At 60.8% G+C, this 15,856-nt stretch carries 18 protein-coding genes; 12 read left to right on the top strand and 6 right to left on the bottom strand.

The features are described from left to right. Positions 1 to 111: 111 nt before the first annotated feature. Both ACTG2U_RS16780 and galE read left to right on the top strand, forming a co-directional pair. Positions 112 to 1,101: an FAD-binding oxidoreductase gene (locus tag ACTG2U_RS16780; RefSeq protein ID WP_439974799.1), complete on the top strand. Its 990-nt coding sequence runs from the start codon at positions 112 to 114 to the stop codon at positions 1,099 to 1,101. Positions 1,102 to 1,217: 116 nt separating this feature from the next. Further along, a complete protein-coding gene (galE, locus tag ACTG2U_RS16775; protein WP_439974798.1) occupies positions 1,218 to 2,231 on the top strand; it encodes a UDP-glucose 4-epimerase GalE in 1,014 nt (337 codons plus the stop codon). A 69-nt stretch (positions 2,232 to 2,300) separates the two neighbouring features. Here the strand turns inward: galE and ACTG2U_RS16770 are convergent, their stop codons facing one another. Then, a complete protein-coding gene (locus ACTG2U_RS16770) occupies positions 2,301 to 3,002 on the bottom strand; it encodes a phosphatase PAP2 family protein (protein WP_439974797.1) in 702 nt (233 codons plus the stop codon). Between the two features lie 257 nt (positions 3,003 to 3,259). Between ACTG2U_RS16770 and mpl the strand changes: the two genes are divergently transcribed. After that, complete coding sequence (mpl, locus tag ACTG2U_RS16765; protein ID WP_042063094.1) at positions 3,260 to 4,630, top strand: UDP-N-acetylmuramate:L-alanyl-gamma-D-glutamyl-meso-diaminopimelate ligase; 1,371 nt, start codon at positions 3,260 to 3,262, stop codon at positions 4,628 to 4,630. Continuing rightward, on the top strand, positions 4,627 to 5,238 hold the full coding sequence (locus tag ACTG2U_RS16760; RefSeq protein ID WP_439974796.1) for a flavin prenyltransferase UbiX: 612 nt from the start codon (positions 4,627 to 4,629) through the stop codon (positions 5,236 to 5,238). Before mpl ends, ACTG2U_RS16760 begins: the two co-directional genes overlap by 4 nt. Positions 5,239 to 5,311: 73 nt before the next feature. Here ACTG2U_RS16760 and ACTG2U_RS16755 read toward each other — a convergent pair whose 3' ends face one another. After that, a complete protein-coding gene (locus tag ACTG2U_RS16755) occupies positions 5,312 to 5,926 on the bottom strand; it encodes a TetR/AcrR family transcriptional regulator (protein ID WP_005362858.1) in 615 nt (204 codons plus the stop codon). Between the two features lie 201 nt (positions 5,927 to 6,127). Here ACTG2U_RS16755 and hpt point away from each other — a divergent pair, with 201 nt between their 5' ends. The 8 genes from hpt to ACTG2U_RS16715 all read left to right on the top strand — a co-directional run bounded on the left by hpt (position 6,128) and on the right by ACTG2U_RS16715 (position 11,898). Then, entirely contained in the window at positions 6,128 to 6,658 is a 531-nt protein-coding gene (gene hpt, locus ACTG2U_RS16750; RefSeq protein WP_005362861.1) for a hypoxanthine phosphoribosyltransferase, read from the top strand. 111 nt (positions 6,659 to 6,769) lie between these two features. Further along, positions 6,770 to 7,687, top strand: coding sequence for an ABC transporter ATP-binding protein (locus ACTG2U_RS16745; protein WP_005354634.1), 918 nt, complete (start codon positions 6,770 to 6,772; stop codon positions 7,685 to 7,687). Next, on the top strand, positions 7,684 to 8,457 hold the full coding sequence (locus tag ACTG2U_RS16740; RefSeq protein WP_019445351.1) for an ABC transporter permease: 774 nt from the start codon (positions 7,684 to 7,686) through the stop codon (positions 8,455 to 8,457). Before ACTG2U_RS16745 ends, ACTG2U_RS16740 begins: the two co-directional genes overlap by 4 nt. Before the next feature lie 226 nt (positions 8,458 to 8,683). Next, positions 8,684 to 9,835: a double-cubane-cluster-containing anaerobic reductase gene (locus tag ACTG2U_RS16735; RefSeq protein ID WP_236373793.1), complete on the top strand. Its 1,152-nt coding sequence runs from the start codon at positions 8,684 to 8,686 to the stop codon at positions 9,833 to 9,835. A gap of 9 nt (positions 9,836 to 9,844) precedes the next feature. Beyond that, the gene (locus tag ACTG2U_RS16730; RefSeq protein WP_439974795.1) at positions 9,845 to 10,627 is read left to right on the top strand and encodes an acyl-CoA dehydratase activase; all 783 of its coding nucleotides are present in this window, start codon (positions 9,845 to 9,847) and stop codon (positions 10,625 to 10,627) included. After that, positions 10,624 to 10,932 (top strand): DUF3343 domain-containing protein, encoded by a 309-nt coding sequence (locus ACTG2U_RS16725; protein WP_439974794.1) that lies wholly within the window; start codon positions 10,624 to 10,626, stop codon positions 10,930 to 10,932. The genes ACTG2U_RS16730 and ACTG2U_RS16725 overlap by 4 nt, the downstream gene beginning before the upstream one ends. Further along, complete coding sequence (locus tag ACTG2U_RS16720) at positions 10,929 to 11,366, top strand: MauE/DoxX family redox-associated membrane protein (RefSeq protein WP_323970195.1); 438 nt, start codon at positions 10,929 to 10,931, stop codon at positions 11,364 to 11,366. The genes ACTG2U_RS16725 and ACTG2U_RS16720 overlap by 4 nt, the downstream gene beginning before the upstream one ends. 4 nt (positions 11,367 to 11,370) lie before the next feature. Next, positions 11,371 to 11,898, top strand: a complete 528-nt coding sequence (locus tag ACTG2U_RS16715; RefSeq protein ID WP_047437813.1) for a rhodanese-like domain-containing protein — start codon at positions 11,371 to 11,373, stop codon at positions 11,896 to 11,898. Positions 11,899 to 11,979: 81 nt separating this feature from the next. Here the strand turns inward: ACTG2U_RS16715 and ACTG2U_RS16710 are convergent, their stop codons facing one another. The 4 genes from ACTG2U_RS16710 to folK all read right to left on the bottom strand — a co-directional run bounded on the left by ACTG2U_RS16710 (position 11,980) and on the right by folK (position 15,853). Next, positions 11,980 to 13,344 (bottom strand): cation:dicarboxylate symporter family transporter, encoded by a 1,365-nt coding sequence (locus ACTG2U_RS16710; protein WP_439975130.1) that lies wholly within the window; start codon positions 13,342 to 13,344, stop codon positions 11,980 to 11,982. A 152-nt stretch (positions 13,345 to 13,496) separates the two neighbouring features. Next, on the bottom strand, positions 13,497 to 14,351 hold the full coding sequence (panC, locus tag ACTG2U_RS16705) for a pantoate--beta-alanine ligase (RefSeq protein WP_439974793.1): 855 nt from the start codon (positions 14,349 to 14,351) through the stop codon (positions 13,497 to 13,499). Between the two features lie 201 nt (positions 14,352 to 14,552). Next, positions 14,553 to 15,347, bottom strand: coding sequence for a 3-methyl-2-oxobutanoate hydroxymethyltransferase (panB, locus tag ACTG2U_RS16700; RefSeq protein WP_042063124.1), 795 nt, complete (start codon positions 15,345 to 15,347; stop codon positions 14,553 to 14,555). Next, positions 15,344 to 15,853: a 2-amino-4-hydroxy-6-hydroxymethyldihydropteridine diphosphokinase gene (gene folK, locus ACTG2U_RS16695; protein WP_439975129.1), complete on the bottom strand. Its 510-nt coding sequence runs from the start codon at positions 15,851 to 15,853 to the stop codon at positions 15,344 to 15,346. Before folK ends, panB begins: the two co-directional genes overlap by 4 nt. Between the last annotated feature and the right edge of the window lie 3 nt (positions 15,854 to 15,856).

Here is a 15,856-nt window from a genome sequence, read left to right as displayed (position 1 = left end):
TCGATACCTCATGTTGTAAGCGTTTGGCGAGCCGCCCGGCTCGCCTTTTTTCTGGATCCGGCTTTTTCATCAGACGTTTTTCAACCCGTTTCAAACATAAGGAGCCTTGTGATGACCTCTCTCACGCTCACCTGCATTGGCCGCCAACAGAACACCCACGACGTCGTGAGCTGGCAGCTGGCGCCGCTTTCTGGCAGCCTCCCTCCCGTACTGGCAGGCCAGTGCGTGACCTTGCATACCGAGATTGACGGCAAGCCTGTGTGCCGCGCCTATACCCTCTCCTCCAGCCCGCAAGATGCGTGCTGGCAGGTCACCATCAAGGATGTCGGGCTGGTCTCCCACCATTTGCACCAGACCTTGCAGGTGGGAGACAAGATCCGGGCCGATGGCCCGTTCGGCGAGTTCAACCTGACCGCGCTGCCCTGCGAGCGGCCGCTGCTGCTCAGTGCCGGCTCCGGCATCACCCCCATGTGGGCCATGCTGCGGGACGAGCTCGCCAAACGGCCGGATGCAAACATCCGCTTTATTCACAGCGCCAGAACCCCCGAGGATGTGATCTTCGCAGACGAGCTGACTGCGCTGGCTGAAGCCCATCCTGGTGTACGGCATGCCCTGATTCTGGAACAGGCCCCTTCAGATCACCCCTGGGTTGGCAGGCTCACCTCCGCCATGCTGGCCGAACTGGCCCCTGACCTGCACGAGCGCCATGTCTATCTCTGCGGCCCGGTACCCTATATGGCGGCGGTCAGTAGCATCCTGGCGGAGCTCGGATTGCCACCGGCGCAGCTGCATCAGGAGCCCTTTGGTCTTCCTCCCGCAGAGCCCACCAAGACCACCAGCGACCACTTCTGGCTGACCCTGAAAAAGAGCGGCAAAAAGGTGAAAATCCTGCCGGGTCAGACCCTGCTGGCGGCGCTGGAAACGGCGGGCGAAACCATGATGGCCGCATGCCGAGCCGGTGTCTGTGGCAGCTGTCGCTGCACCACAGAGGGGGATATCGAGCGCCAGAGCGTGATGACCTTGAGTGCGCAGGATCTGGAGAGCGGCGTTGCTCTGGCCTGCTCCTGCACCGCGCAAGGGGATATCAGTCTCGATTATTGAGACGTGGTGAAGGCTTTTTTGAGGTGTGGTGAAGGCGTCATCGGTATCCCAACCTTTTCCCAAGTGGGCAGGGGAGCTAGACTCAGCCCCAGTTTCACCAGAACACGGGATAAAAAATGACAATACTGGTCACAGGCGGTGCCGGCTATATCGGCTCCCACACACTGGTTGAGCTGCTCGGCGCGGGGCAGCAGGTCGTGGTACTCGACAACCTCTCCAACTCCTCACCGGAGTCACTCAAGCGGGTCGAGCAGATCACCGGCCAGCCGATCACCTTCGTTGAAGGGGATGTACTGGACAGAACCTGTCTGCAGCAGCTGTTTGCCAACCACCAGATCGAATCGGTGATCCACTTCGCCGGTCTCAAGGCGGTCGGGGAGTCGAGCCAGATCCCGCTCACCTACTACCAGAACAACATCAGCGGCACTCTGGTGCTGTGCGAGGAGATGGCCAAGGCCGGGGTTTTCCGGCTGGTATTCAGCTCGTCAGCCACCGTCTATGGCGATCCCGCCTCGGTACCGCTGCGGGAAGATTTCCCCACCAGTGCCACCAACCCCTACGGCCGCTCCAAGCTGATGGTCGAAGAGATCCTGCGCGATCTATCCAAATCCGATCCCCGCTGGGCCATCGTGCTGCTGCGCTACTTCAACCCGGTCGGCGCCCACGAGAGCGGCCTGATCGGTGAAGATCCCAACGGCATCCCCAACAACCTACTGCCCTATATCAGCCAGGTGGGTGTCGGCAAGCTCAAGGAGCTGGGGGTATTTGGCAACGACTACCCGACCCCGGATGGCACAGGCGTGCGCGACTACATCCATGTGGTGGATCTGGCCATCGGCCACCTGAAAGCACTGGCGCGCATCAAAAGTGACACCGGCGTCTTTACCTACAATCTGGGCACAGGTCAGGGCTACTCGGTACTGGAGATGGTCAAGGCGTTTGAAGCGGCCAGCGGCCGACCCATTCCCTACCAGATCAAACCCCGTCGCCCGGGCGACATCGCCGAGTGCTGGGCAGAGCCAACGCTGGCCCGTGCCGAGCTGGGCTGGCAGGCAGAACGCGGTCTGGAGCAGATGATGGTCGATACCTGGCGCTGGCAAAGCAACAACCCGAACGGCTATCAAGGCTGATCTCTCGCGGGTTGATAACAAAACGCCCCGACATTTTCATGTCGGGGCGTTTTATTTTGCGACGTTCAATCAGTGGGTCTGACTGCGCAGCAGCGGCACACGGGCCAATCGGGGGGCGATGCGCTCTATCAGCCGATCCGCCAGCGGGGTCAGCAGCAACCAGGGCAGACAGAGGGTCGCCAGCCCCAGTGCGCCGACGTAGACATCGGTAAACCAGTGAGCCCCAGCCAGAATGCGCGGCGCGGAAAAGATCGGCACCATCAGCAATGCGGTGACTCCCGCCCAGCGCGGTAGATAGCGCAAGGCGTAGCCGGCGAAGATCATCAGGAACAGGGCGTGATCCCCGGGGAAGCTGTCACCGGAAGAGTCCTTGGTCGGAATACCGCTGATCTGGGTCACCCGCAGCGCATCGGCCACCATCAGGGTCGGGCTGGGTCGCTCCACCGGCAATCGGTGACCAAGCTGGTTGATCACCAGTGCACTCAGCAGCATCACTATGCCCATCGCCACCAGCTGGCGACGACCCGCCAGATCCCGGGCGAAGAAACAGCGGGCCAGGATCAGCCCCATGCAAGCCAGTACCGCCAGATCGAACAGCCGGTTATTGGTGATGGCCACCAGATCGGCCCACAACGGCGATTGCCCGATCCAGCCGTTAACGGTATGAAACATCGCGAGGTCCCACTGATCCCAGGGACCATGAGCGGGCAGCGCAGCCCAACTGATGGCCACCAGACCACCGATCAGATAGCAAAGCAGGAACTTGCCCATGGGGACTCTCCGTTGGAAAAGGGCAATATGGTAAAACTGTAGTGTGCGTCACAAAACCGGAGAATTGTAAGAAAGTGCGACACAATATCAAGTCTCAAATAAAGCCCGCCAGCCCCTTCCAATCTCGCATATCCCAACAGCGCCAAGATTTCTGCCTCCAGTGCTGCATCTGTGGCCTCTCACCATGAGTGCGGCTTGTGCCACCACCGCAACACCCCCTAGAATGCGCACTTCCCTTTACTGCGAAAGGAAGCGGTATGCATATTCACATTCTCGGGATCTGCGGCACCTTTATGGGTGGTCTGGCGGTGTTGGCAAAACAGCTTGGTTACCGGGTGACCGGTTCGGATGCCAACGTCTATCCCCCCATGAGTACCCAGCTCGAGCAACAGGGCATCGAACTGACCGAAGGCTATGACCCTTCCCAGCTTGATCCGGCGCCGGATCTGGTGGTGATTGGCAACGCCATGAGCCGTGGTAACCCCTGTGTTGAATATGTGCTGGACCGCAATCTGCCCTATATCTCCGGCCCCCAGTGGCTGCTGGAGCACGTGCTGCAGGATCGCTGGGTGCTTGCCGTCGCCGGCACCCATGGCAAGACCACCACCGCCAGCATGCTGGCCTGGGTGCTCGAATACGCCAAGCTGGAGCCCGGTTTCCTGATCGGCGGCGTGCCGGGCAACTTCCCGGTCTCGGCCCGCTTGGGCTCTGCCCCCTTCTTCGTCATCGAAGCGGACGAGTATGACTGCGCCTTCTTCGACAAGCGATCCAAGTTCGTCCACTACCACCCGCGCACCCTGGTGATGAACAATCTGGAGTTTGACCACGCGGATATCTTCCCGGATCTCGCCGCCATCCAGCGCCAGTTCCACCACCTGATGCGCACCGTGCCGAGCAACGGCCGGGTGCTGTTCCCGCAAGCGGATGACAACCTCACCGCCGTGCGCAAGATGGGCTGCTGGAGCGAGGTAGAGCTGGTGGGTCAGGACGACGCCAAGTGGAAGGCGGTCAAGCTGGCCGATGACGGCTCCGCCTTCGAGGTGTGGCTGGATGGCGAAAAACAGGGCGAGGTGCACTGGGAGTGTATCGGCGAGCACAACGTCAACAACGGCCTGATGGCCATCGCTGCCGCACGTCATGCTGGCGTGATGGTGGAGCACGGCATCGCGGCGCTCTGCCAGTTCAAATCCCCCAAGCGACGGATGGAGCTCAAGGGCGAGGTAGCTGGCATCAGTGTCTATGACGACTTTGCCCACCACCCCACCGCCATCGAGACCACCCTCGGCGGCCTGCGCGCCAAGGTAGGCGGCTCACGTATTCTGGCGGTGCTGGAGCCACGTTCCAACACCATGAAGCTGGGGGTTCACAAGGAGGAGCTGGCCGGCTGCTTCGATGGCGCCGACGAGGTGTTCTTCTTCCAACCCCCCAACATCGGCTGGGATCTCGGCGAGGTGACGGCCCATATGACCCGACCCGCCAAGGTATTCAACGATCTGGAGACCCTAATCAACCGGTTGGTGGCCGAGAGCCGCGATGGCGACCATATTCTGATCATGAGCAACGGCGGCTTCGGCGGTATTCATGACAAGCTGATCGCCCGCCTCAAGGATTACCACGGCGAACTATGAACAAAGCGATCACCCTGGCGCTGACCGGCGCCTCCGGCGCCCCCTACGCCCTGCGCCTGCTCCAGTGTCTGGTGCAGGCGGACTATCTGGTCTACCTGCTCGCCTCATCGGCGGCTCGTGTGGTGCTCAAAACCGAGCAGCAGCAGGATTGGCCGGGCTCGCCGAAAGAGCTCTCTGCCTATCTTTGTCGCCAATATGGCGCCAAGGAGGGGCAGATTGTCGCCTGCGGCAAGGAAGAGTGGTTCTCGCCGGTGGCCTCCGGCTCGGCCGCGCCCAAACAGATGGTGGTCTGCCCCTGCTCAATGGGCACCGTCTCGGCCATTGCCAACGGCACCTCGGACAACCTGCTGGAGCGGGCAGCGGATGTGGTGATCAAGGAGCGCGGCCAACTGATCCTGGTGCCCCGCGAAACCCCCTTCTCGGCGATCCATCTGGAGAACATGCTGAAACTGGCACGGCTCGGGGTGACCATCATGCCCGCAGCCCCCGGTTTCTATCATGAGCCGAAAAGCATCGCCGATCTGGTGGACTTTATGGTCGCCCGCATCCTCGATCATCTGGGTGTCGAGCATGAGCTAACCCACCGCTGGGGCTATGGCCACCAGTGAGGTGACCGCCACATCCGGCCATAAAAAAAACGGCGCCACTCAATGAGTGACGCCGTATTTTCGTTAAGCCGTGTTAGCGAGCCTGAATTGGCGCCGTCACGTACTTGAACAGGAAATCAGTCACCTCTTGGCGCGCCGGGCGCTGAGGTTGATTGATCATCTGCATCATCACATAGCCAAAACCGGTCAGAGAGCGGGCCAGATCCTGTGCCGACAGCACACTGGTGATCTCCCCTGCATCCATGGCGGTTTGCAGCTCGCTGGCGATCAGCTCAAGGCACTGATCGAGCAGCCGGGTATAGCGGGGCCATACCTCTTCCCGAACCGATGAGCTCCACTCCAGCCAGATACCGGCATAATCCGGTTGATCGTAGGCGGCATCGACAGAGAGGCGTACATGACGCTGGATCTTGTCGAAAATGGAGCCCTGGTCACCGTATGCCTGCGACAGCATCTGGTTCACAAAGCGTTCGATCTCGGCCAGCACCTCATCTACCAACTCCTCGCGGGTGTTGAAATAGTTGAAGACGGTAGCCACAGAGACCTTGGCCTGTTCGGCTATCTCGGCGTGACCTGCACGGCCAATGCCGCGACGGGAGAACACCTCGATGGCACATTCCATCAATTGGGAGCGACGAGCTTCCGGCGACAGCCGGGTACGACGTCTTATTTCTGCGCGTGGTTCCATAGTTTTTATCATCTAATAGTTATTGATTATGGTGTTTATAGTATTTTAACTAATCATGCCTGAGTGCCTGCTAACTCTATCAATTAAAATAAGCCGATAAAAGCACCACGTATCTCTAGCACCCTTCAACATGAGTGGTAGAATCATCGGTTTTGATATTCATGAACGGCCAAATCCCCTTTGGCCTTATGGGAGTAAGTGATGAAACACACCGTCGAGGTGATGATCTCCGAGGCTGAAGTAGCCGCCCGGATCGCCAAATTGGGTGAAGAGATCACCGCCCGCTATCAGGGTTCTGACGAAGTCGTGATGATTGCGCTGCTGCGCGGTTCCTGCATCTTCCTGGCCGATCTCTGCCGCCAGTGCAAGCTGCCCATCACCCTGGACTTCATGACCGCCTCCAGCTACGGCTCCGGCATGCACAGCACCCGTGACGTCCGCATCCTCAAAGACCTAGACGACGACATCAAGGGCAAGGATGTGGTGATCGTGGAAGACATCATCGACACCGGTTACACCCTCAACAAGGTGCGCGAGATCCTCTCCCTGCGCGAGCCGAAATCCCTTGCCATCTGCACTCTGCTGGACAAACCCTCCCGCCGCGAAGTGCAGGTGCCGGTCGACTGGATTGGCTTCGCCATTCCGGACGAATTCGTGGTCGGCTGTGGCATCGACTACGCCCAGAAGTACCGCAACCTGCCGTTTATCGGCAAAGTGGTACCCCAGGAGTAAGCCAGGTTCAGGAATATCACGGGTGAAGCGGCCTTGCGCCCTTTACTCTGTGCAGGCGGCCTTGGCCGCCTTTTCTGTATCGAGCCGGATTCAACCATCACAGAGGTTGCAATGAACGCACTGGAAATCAGCGGCCTGAAAAAGACCTATCAGGGGGGCGTCGAAGCCCTTAAAGGCATCGATCTTACCGTCAGGCAGGGGGATTTCTTCGCCCTGCTCGGCCCAAACGGCGCGGGCAAGTCCACCACCATCGGCGTCATCAGCTCGCTGGTGAACAAGAGCGCCGGCAAGGTGAAGGTGTTTGGCTACGACATCGACAGCGATCTGGAACAGGCCAAGGCCCAGCTCGGACTGGTACCGCAGGAGTTCAACTTCAGCCAGTTCGAGAAGGTGATCCAGATTGTCACCCATCAGGCCGGTTTCTACGGCGTGCCCAAGGCAGAAGCCAAGATCCGCGCCGAGAAGTACCTGCGCCAGCTCGATCTGTGGGAGAAGCGTGACATGCCTGCCCGCACCCTCTCCGGCGGCATGAAGCGCCGTCTGATGATCGCCCGCGCCCTGATGCACGAGCCCAAACTGCTGATCCTCGATGAACCGACCGCCGGGGTCGATATCGAGATCCGCCGCTCCATGTGGACCTTCCTCAAGGATCTCAACGAGCAGGGTGTCACCATCATCCTCACTACCCACTATCTGGAAGAGGCGGAGATGCTCTGCCGCAACATTGGCATCATCGACAAGGGTCGGCTGATCGAGAACACCAGCATGAAAAACCTGCTGGGCAAGCTGGGTCGTGAGACCTTCCTGCTCGACCTTGCGCCAGGTTCTGCCGTACCTGAGGTACCAGAGTTCAACGGCCGCATGCCGGATGAACGCACCCTGGAAGTGGATCTCGACAAGAGCCAGTCACTCAACAGCCTGTTCGAGCAGTTGTCGAACCAGCAGGTGCAGGTCGTGAGCATGCGAAACAAAGCCAACCGGCTGGAAGAGCTGTTCGTCAATCTGGTCGAAGAGGGGAGAAAAGCATGAATCTGGCCATCTACTACATCGCCTTCAAGAGCATTCTGGCCAAGGAGGTGAGCCGCTTCACCCGGATCTGGATCCAGACCCTGGTGCCGCCCGCCATCACCATGAGCCTCTACTTCGTCATCTTCGGCAACCTGATCGGTTCGCGCATAGGTGACATGGGCGGCTTCACCTACATGGAGTTCATCGTGCCCGGCCTCATCATGATGTCGGTGATCACCAACTCCTACTCCAACGTCGCCTCCTCCTTCTTCAGCGCCAAGTTCCAGCGCAATATCGAGGAGATGCTGGTGGCGCCGGTGCCCAACTACGTCATCATCGCCGGTTACGTGGGCGGAGGCGTGGCACGCGGCCTCTGTGTCGGCCTCATCGTCACCCTGGTGTCGCTGTTCTTCGTGCCGCTGCAGATCCACCATCTGTTCAGCGTCTGCTTCACCGTACTGCTCACCGCGATCCTCTTCTCGCTGGGTGGCCTCATCAACGCGGTGTTTGCCAAGACTTTCGATGATATCAGCATCATCCCCACCTTCGTGCTGACACCCCTCACCTATCTGGGCGGGGTGTTCTACTCCATCAGCCTGCTGCCCCCCTTCTGGCAGGGTGTCTCCCAGGTGAACCCCATCATCTACATGGTGAACGCGTTCCGTTACGGCTTCCTCGGTATCTCCGACGTGCCACTCGGCACCGCCTACCTCATCATCATCGGCTTTATCGTGGCCCTCTACGGTATCGCCTGGTGGCTTATCTCCCGCGGCACCGGGCTGCGCCACTGATGACTAAAACGGGCACCTCGCGGTGCCCGTTTTTTATTCCCCCTGTAGCCCCTTCAACCTGCTAGCCCCCTTCTCAATAACCTGCCTGTCATTAAGGATTTACCTGACACCTTGTGATCCACCGCAATTTTCGAATTACCCCCAAAGGTATAATTCTCGCGGTTGGATGTGCCGTCACGGATGGCTCGTCCGTCTCTTCATTTCTCTCATCAGGGCAGGATCGCCTATGTCACTTATCACCGAGTTGCCAGCCATATTCGATAGTTTTTCAGATGCCCGTCGTCAGGGCTTTCTGGCTGTAATGGCACTCAAGGAGCGACAGATCCCCCTAGTCGGCACCTACTGTACCTTTATGCCGCAGGAGGTGGCGATAGCCGCCGGCGCCGTGGTGGTATCGCTCTGCTCCACCAGCGACGAGACCATCGAGGAGGCCGAAAAGGATCTGCCCCGCAACCTCTGCCCGCTCATCAAGAGCAGCTACGGGTTCGGCAAGACCGACAAGTGCCCCTACTTCTACTTCTCCGATCTGGTGGTGGGGGAAACCACCTGCGACGGCAAGAAGAAGATGTACGAGTACATGACAGAGTTCAAACCGGTGCATGTGATGCAGTTGCCCAACCGCGCCGATGACGAGGCCTCCCGCACCCTATGGCGCAGCGAAATCGTCCGCTTCAAGGAGCTGCTGGAGCAGCAGTTTGGCCACCCCATCAGCGAGCAGGCATTGCGAGACGCCATCGTGCTGAAAAACCGCGAGCGCCGCGCGCTGGCCGATTTCTACCGGCTGGGCCAGCTCAATCCGCCGGCACTCAGCGGTACCGACCTGCTCAAGGTGGTCTATGGTGCCACCTTCCGCTTCGACAAGGAGCAGCTCATCAGCGAGCTGCAGGAGATGACCCGCCGCATCAAGGTAGAGTATGCCGAGGGCAAGCGGCTCGATGCCCGCCCGCGCATCCTCATCACCGGCTGCCCCATCGGCGGCGCGGCCGACAAGGTGGTCCGCCTCATCGAGGAGCACGGCGGCTGGGTGGTGGGTTACGAGAACTGCACCGGCGCCAAGGCAACCGAGCAGTGCGTCAGCGAAGAGGGCGACCCGTTCGATGCGCTGACCGACAAGTATCTGGCCATCGGCTGCTCCTGCATCTCCCCCAACCACCAGCGCATGAATCTGCTGAGCCAGATGGTGGAGGAGTATCAGGCGGACGGAGTGATCGATGTGATCCTGCAGGCTTGCCACACCTATGCGGTGGAGTCGCTCGCCATCAAGCGCCATGTGCGCGAACGCCACGGTATCCCCTACATGGCAGTCGAGACCGACTACTCCAGCGCCGACAAGGGACAACTGGCCACCCGGCTGGCCGCCTTTATCGAGATGCTGTAAGGAGACGCCGTGTCACTCTCCATCGGGATTGACTCGGGCTCCACCGCGACCAAGGGGATCCTGTTCGACAGCCGGGATGGTGGGCGTATCGTCCGCCGTTTTCTGGTGCCGACCCCCTTTCGTCCGCTGGCTGCCATCGAGCAAGGCTGGGAGGAGCTCTCGGCCGATTTGCCAGAGCGCCCCCACCTGACCCTGACCGGCTATGGCCGCGATCTGGCGTCGTTCGCCGATCGCCGGGTTACCGAGATCTCCTGCCATGGGTTGGGGGCTCGCCTGCTCTGCCCGTCGGTACACACCGTCATCGACATCGGCGGGCAGGACAGCAAGGTGATCCAGCTCGATAGCGGCGGCAACCTCACCGATTTTCTGATGAACGACAAGTGCGCCGCCGGCACCGGTCGCTTTCTCGAGGTGATCACCCGCACTCTGGGAGCTCGGGTCGAGCAGCTTGACGAACTGCTGCAAGGGGCCGAGCCCCACGACATCAGCAGCATGTGTACCGTGTTTGCCGAATCGGAGGCTATCAGCCTGCGCTCGGCGGGCATTCCGGCCGAGTCAATCCTGGCCGGTATCGTCCGCTCCATGGCCCGGCGCAGTGCCAACTTTATCGGCCGCCTCGGCGCCCGACCGAGCGTACTCTTTACCGGCGGTGTCAGCCACTGCGCCACCTTCCGCCACTATCTGGCCGAAGGGTTGGGCTGCGAAGTGGCCACCCACCCGGATGCCCAGTTTGCCGGTGCGCTGGGTGCCGCCCTGTTCGGCGCGCGCGCCAGCACGGGAGGCAAATCATGAATCAGGAGTTTCTCTACCTGTTCCACTCTACCCTCGGCACGGTCAGACTACGCAAGCGGCTGGAGCAGCGCGACCAGTCGTTTCGGGTCTGCGACGTGCCGCGCCTGCTCAGCGCCGGCTGTGGCCTCGCCATTCGCCTCCACTGCCCGCCAGATGAGTGGCAGCAGTGGTGCCAGCGCGGTGAAACCGCTGCCGTCTTTCGCTGCGAAGCAGACAGCGACTATCAGGAGCTGGCCCGCTATCCGGCCGATAGCCTGGACATGGCGAAGCAAACGCCTGTGGCTGGCAGTCGGAGTCATGGATGATAAAGATCTATCCCATGGCCGTTTATCTGCGCATGCTGGCCAATCTGGCTCTGGGAGGATTCTTCCTCGCCTCGGCCGGGTTCAAGCTGGTCTCCCCCGCCCTGTTCATCGAGCAGATCGGCGCCTTTGGCCTGATCTGGCCGCTGCTGATCCCGTTCGTGGCCTGGGGGCTGATCGCGCTGGAGCTCTGCGCAGGACTTGCGGTCATCGCCAACCGGCGTTGGGGACTCTGGCTGGTGATCGGGCTGCTCGCCCTGTTTATTCCGGTGTTGGGCTATGGCGTTGCCATCGGGCTCGACATCTCTTGCGGCTGTCTGGGCAGGGCTGATCTCGGCTCGTTGCCGGAGGCCATTGTGCGGGATCTGCTGCTACTGACGCTTGCGGGCGCCCTGCTGCTAACTTCCCGCCCCGTTTTTCCCGTTCTAAAGGAGTAGTGACATGATGACATTGCGATCCCGCACCCTGCTGGCCTCGCTGATCGCCGCCAGCTTTGCCCTCGGTGGCTGTGGCGATAACCAGTTCGAGCAGGAGGTGAAGCTGGAGCAGTCGGCAGTGCAACTGGCACAGGAGGCGCAGCAGGGGGGCTATCAGCTGCTGACCGTAGCCGAGCTGAAAACCCGGATGGACAAGGGCGAGGAGCTGGTGATCATAGACACCATGCCCTATGAGGACTCCTACAAGAAAGAGCACATCCCGGGCGCCAAGAACTTTGTCTTCGTGAAGGAGGCCAAGTCCGGCGACAACTGGAGCGAAATAGTCGAGGGGAGCGGCACGGCGGAGCAGTTCCAGGCGCTGCTGGGTGAAGACAAGTCCCGCCCGGTGGTGATCTACTGCGGCTTCGTCAAGTGCGGCCGCAGCCACAATGCCGCCGCCTGGGCGGTGACTCAGGGCTATCAACAGGTCTATCGGGTGCCGGGCGGCATCTTCGCCTGGAAAGGAGCCGGTTACCCCGTCTCTGCCGAATAACTGCGTCTGCTCACAAGACAACACAGTCGACATAAAGAAGCCCGCAACTGCGGGCTTCTTCATATTGGGTAACGCTCGGGGTTAGCTGGCTGCCTGCGTCTGCATCGTCTCCACGTTGGCCAGCTGCTGCTTGCCCAGCAACCGCTTGGTGATCATTGCCGCCATGATGGAGCCATTGACGTTGAGAGCAGTGCGGCCCATGTCCACCAGAGGCTCGATGGCGATCATCACCCCCACCAGCGCGATGGGGAAGTTGAGGGTGGAGAGCACGATCAGCGCGGCGAAAGTGCCACCACCGCCGACGCCAGCCACCCCGATAGAGCCCAGTGCAATCACCGGCAGCAGAGTCAGCAGGAACAGGGGATCAAACGGGTTGATACCGAGCATGGGGGCAATCATCGCCACCATCATGGCCGGATAGATACCGGCGCAGCCGTTCTGGCCGAGGTTGGCACCGAACGAGGCGGCAAAGTTGGCGATGCTGGCGGGCACCCCAAGGCGCTGCTGGGTCTCGATGCTGAGCGGGATGGAAGCCGCGCTGCTGCGGGAGACAAAAGCGAAGGTGAGCACACCCCACACTTCCCGCAGATAGTGCAGCGGGTTCTGGCCGATCAGCAGCAGGATCACCATGTGTACCGCAAACATCGCCAGAATGGCGACGTAGCAGACCAGAATAAAGCCGAGCAGGCTGAGGATCTCGCTCATGGGATAGTGAGCCACCACCCGGGCGATCAGCGCCATCACGCCATAAGGGGTGAGCGCAATCACCACCCGCACCATCTTCATCACCCACAACTGCAGGGTGTCGATGGCCACGGCGGCGCGGGCACCCGCCTGTGGATGCTCCGCCTTCAACTGCAGCAGGGCAACCCCGGCCAACACGGTGAAGATCACCACCCCGATCACCGAGAGACCGCGGCTACCCGCCATATCGGCGGCAAAGTTGGTGGGCACCAGCGAGAGCAGCAGGGCCGGCAGGGTCTGGGCACCGTCGATGGTGCTCATACTCTGTTGCAGGGCGGCCGTGTCGCTGCCGTGACTCAGCAACCCGGCTGCCGTGAGACCGCTCAGGTGGGTGATGGTCATCCCCACCAGACCGGCGATCATCACAAGCATCAGCATGGAGCCGATCAGCACGGCGCTGATCTTGCCGAGAGACTGGGCCTGCTCCAGCTTGTTGATGGCGGAGAGGATGGAGGTGAACACCAGCGGCATCATCACCACCTTGAGCAGGCTGACATAGCCGCCGCCGACGATATTGACCCACTCCAGGGTCTGCTGGACGCCGGCATCATCGGCGCCCCAACCCAGTTGCAGCGCCAGCCCGAACAGGGCGCCAAGCAGCAGACCCGCAAGCACCTTGCGCGAGAGCGGCAACCCGGTGGGCAACCGGGTGAGAGCAAAACAGAGCAGACAGAAAACAAGCGATGCAATCAGGACAAACATCATGAATACCTGTAGCGGCCATCAGGCCGAAAGTGGATTGAAACGAAGGGAGATGCGGGCTGGGCCGCAGAACAAAACGCCGGAATGCAGGAGAGTGCAGGCGTGAAAAAGCAGCGGACGCCCGGGAAGGCGTCCGCTGACAATCGGGGGAATTACTTCTTTACGGTGACGACGCAGTTGTCGATAAGACGGGCCTTGCCGAGATAAGCAGCCATCAGGATCACCAGCTGCTCGCTCTCGTCGGTAGCAGCTTCGAGGTTGGCTGCATCGACGATGTCGATGGCATCGGTGCGAAAACCGGCGTTGTCGAGGCGTTGGCTGGCCTGCGCGACCAAGGAGGGCAGGTGGTGGTCACCCGCTTCAATCTGCTCGGCGATCCAGTTCATGGTGCGCGCCAGCTCGGGGGCAATGACACGCTCGGCGGCAGTCAGGTAGCCGTTGCGGGAAGAGAGTGCCAGCCCGTCTTCGGCCCGCACGGTGGGCACACCGACGATCTCGATGGGCATCGCCATGTCGGCCACCATCTTTCGAATAAGCGCCAACTGCTGGTAATCCTTCTGGCCAAAGCAGGCCACATCCGGCTGTACCAGATTGAACAGCTTGGTAACGACTGTGCTGACCCCGCGGAAGTGACCCGGACGCAGCGCCCCCTCCAGCAGATTGGAGAGACCCGGCACCTCGACGAAGGTCTGGCTGGCCAGCCCCTGCGGATACATGATCTCCGGGGTCGGGGTGAACACCATATCGACCCCGGCCGCTTCCAGCGCAGCGCAATCCTGCTCCAGGGTGCGCGGATAGTTGGCAAGATCCTCGGCCTTGTCGAACTGCATCGGGTTGACGAAGATGCTGACCACCACCTTCTCGGCGTGGCTGTGCGCCTCCTTCACCAGCGTCAGGTGGCCCTGATGCAGATTGCCCATGGTGGGCACGAATGCGATGGCACGCCCTTCACGGCGCCATTGGCTTATCTGCTCACGCAGAACGACGGGATTATTTACGACCAACATCAGCAGTTCACCTTCCGATAAATCAAAAAGAGAGACGGGTTGCATCCACAGATAGCGCTCGGGCTGGATGGGGCACGAACATGGCTATCAGCAGTTCACCTTTAGATGAATCAATAAGATACGGATTAGCTATACAGATTAACTGTGCGAAGCTGACAAGCAGAGACGGGGGCCGCAGCCCCCATCATGCAACCGCCAGGATCAGTTGAAGCAGTGCTCCGGGCCGGGGAAGCTCCCCTCGCTCACCTGCTGCACATAGAGGCGGATGGCGGCACGCACATCGCCGGTCTCGGCCAGGAAGTTCTTGGTGAACTTGGGCACATAGCCGGAGGTGACGCCAAAGGCATCGTGCATCACCAAAATCTGACCGTCGGTCGCGGGGCCGGCACCAATGCCGATCACCGGGATGCGAAGCGCCTTAGTGATGCGCTCGGCCAACGCAGTGGGCACACACTCGAGCACCAGCAGCTGGATACCGGCCGCTTGCAGTTCGAGGGCCTGACGGTAAATTTCCTGGGCCTGAAACTCATCGCGCCCCTGCACCTTGAAGCCACCAAAGACATGAACGGATTGCGGAGTGAGGCCGAGGTGACCGCACACCGGCACCCCGTTGCGGGTAAGGTGGCGGATGGAGTCACAGAGCCAGTCGCCCCCTTCCATCTTCACCATGCGGGCACCGGCCGCCATCAGGCGGGCAGCGTTCTGGTAAGTCTGCTCGGGGGTGGCGTAGCTCATGAACGGCATGTCGGCGACCACCAGTGCTTTGCTGGCACCGCGCGCCACACAGCGGGTGTGATAGACCATCTCATCCATGTTGACCGCCAGGGTATCCTGGCCCCCTTGCAGCACCATGCCCAGTGAATCGCCGATGAGCAGCACGTGGGCCCCCTCGTCGTCGAACAGCTTGGCAAAAGTGGCATCATAGGCGGTGATGGCGGTGAACTTTTGACCATCCTGCTTCATCTTCAGCAGGCTGGCGGTGGTGATCTTGCTCATAAAGGCTCCTGTACGTCTGCACTCGGCGCAATGATGGCGAGATCATTGCCCGGGCAGCGGGCAACCAGTCGGGCGAGCGGGGTGCCGCAGGGCAGCACCAGAGCAGGCGCAATTTCGGCAAGGGGCAGCAGCACGAACTCCCGCTCCTTCATGCCGTAGTGGGGTACGATCAGGCGCTCATGGTTGATCACCTGATCCCCATAGAGCAGCAGATCGAGATCCAGAGTTCTCGGCCCCCACCGCTCATCTTTGCGCACACGTCCCTGTTCCAGCTCGATTTTTTGTAATTGATCCAGCAGCGCAAGGGGCGCGAGCCGGGTATTGAGCCGGGCCACGGCATTGACGTAGTCCGGTTGGTCAGCAGGGCCCATGGGGCGGCTGCTGTAAAACGACGAGGCCTCCACCAGCACAGATTCCGGCAACCTTGCCAACGCGGCAACGGCGCGACGAGCCTGACCCAGCGGGTCAGACAGGTTGGAACCAATGGCGATGAAGACCTCGGTCATCAC

Origin of the sequence: Aeromonas sp. 95A (assembly GCF_051919235.1) — a bacterium.
In the GTDB taxonomy this organism is placed as follows: Bacteria; Pseudomonadota; Gammaproteobacteria; order Enterobacterales; family Aeromonadaceae; genus Aeromonas; species Aeromonas veronii.
Note: the sequence above shows the minus strand (reverse complement) of the source record. Positions and strands in the feature narration are given on the sequence as shown.

Bases quoted from the DNA above. Each gene is read 5' to 3' on its own strand.
- ACTG2U_RS16780 (WP_439974799.1), top strand. From the start codon at position 112: ATGACCTCTCTCACGCTCACCTGCATTGGCCGCCAACAGAACACCCAC.
- galE (WP_439974798.1), top strand. From the start codon at position 1,218: ATGACAATACTGGTCACAGGCGGTGCCGGCTATATCGGCTCCCACACA.
- ACTG2U_RS16770 (WP_439974797.1), bottom strand. From the start codon at position 3,002: ATGGGCAAGTTCCTGCTTTGCTATCTGATCGGTGGTCTGGTGGCCATC.
- mpl (WP_042063094.1), top strand. From the start codon at position 3,260: ATGCATATTCACATTCTCGGGATCTGCGGCACCTTTATGGGTGGTCTG.
- ACTG2U_RS16760 (WP_439974796.1), top strand. From the start codon at position 4,627: ATGAACAAAGCGATCACCCTGGCGCTGACCGGCGCCTCCGGCGCCCCC.
- ACTG2U_RS16755 (WP_005362858.1), bottom strand. From the start codon at position 5,926: ATGGAACCACGCGCAGAAATAAGACGTCGTACCCGGCTGTCGCCGGAA.
- hpt (WP_005362861.1), top strand. From the start codon at position 6,128: ATGAAACACACCGTCGAGGTGATGATCTCCGAGGCTGAAGTAGCCGCC.
- ACTG2U_RS16745 (WP_005354634.1), top strand. From the start codon at position 6,770: ATGAACGCACTGGAAATCAGCGGCCTGAAAAAGACCTATCAGGGGGGC.
- ACTG2U_RS16740 (WP_019445351.1), top strand. From the start codon at position 7,684: ATGAATCTGGCCATCTACTACATCGCCTTCAAGAGCATTCTGGCCAAG.
- ACTG2U_RS16735 (WP_236373793.1), top strand. From the start codon at position 8,684: ATGTCACTTATCACCGAGTTGCCAGCCATATTCGATAGTTTTTCAGAT.
- ACTG2U_RS16725 (WP_439974794.1), top strand. From the start codon at position 10,624: ATGAATCAGGAGTTTCTCTACCTGTTCCACTCTACCCTCGGCACGGTC.
- ACTG2U_RS16720 (WP_323970195.1), top strand. From the start codon at position 10,929: ATGATAAAGATCTATCCCATGGCCGTTTATCTGCGCATGCTGGCCAAT.
- ACTG2U_RS16715 (WP_047437813.1), top strand. From the start codon at position 11,371: ATGATGACATTGCGATCCCGCACCCTGCTGGCCTCGCTGATCGCCGCC.
- ACTG2U_RS16710 (WP_439975130.1), bottom strand. From the start codon at position 13,344: ATGTTTGTCCTGATTGCATCGCTTGTTTTCTGTCTGCTCTGTTTTGCT.
- panC (WP_439974793.1), bottom strand. From the start codon at position 14,351: ATGTTGGTCGTAAATAATCCCGTCGTTCTGCGTGAGCAGATAAGCCAA.
- panB (WP_042063124.1), bottom strand. From the start codon at position 15,347: ATGAGCAAGATCACCACCGCCAGCCTGCTGAAGATGAAGCAGGATGGT.
- folK (WP_439975129.1), bottom strand. From the start codon at position 15,853: ATGACCGAGGTCTTCATCGCCATTGGTTCCAACCTGTCTGACCCGCTG.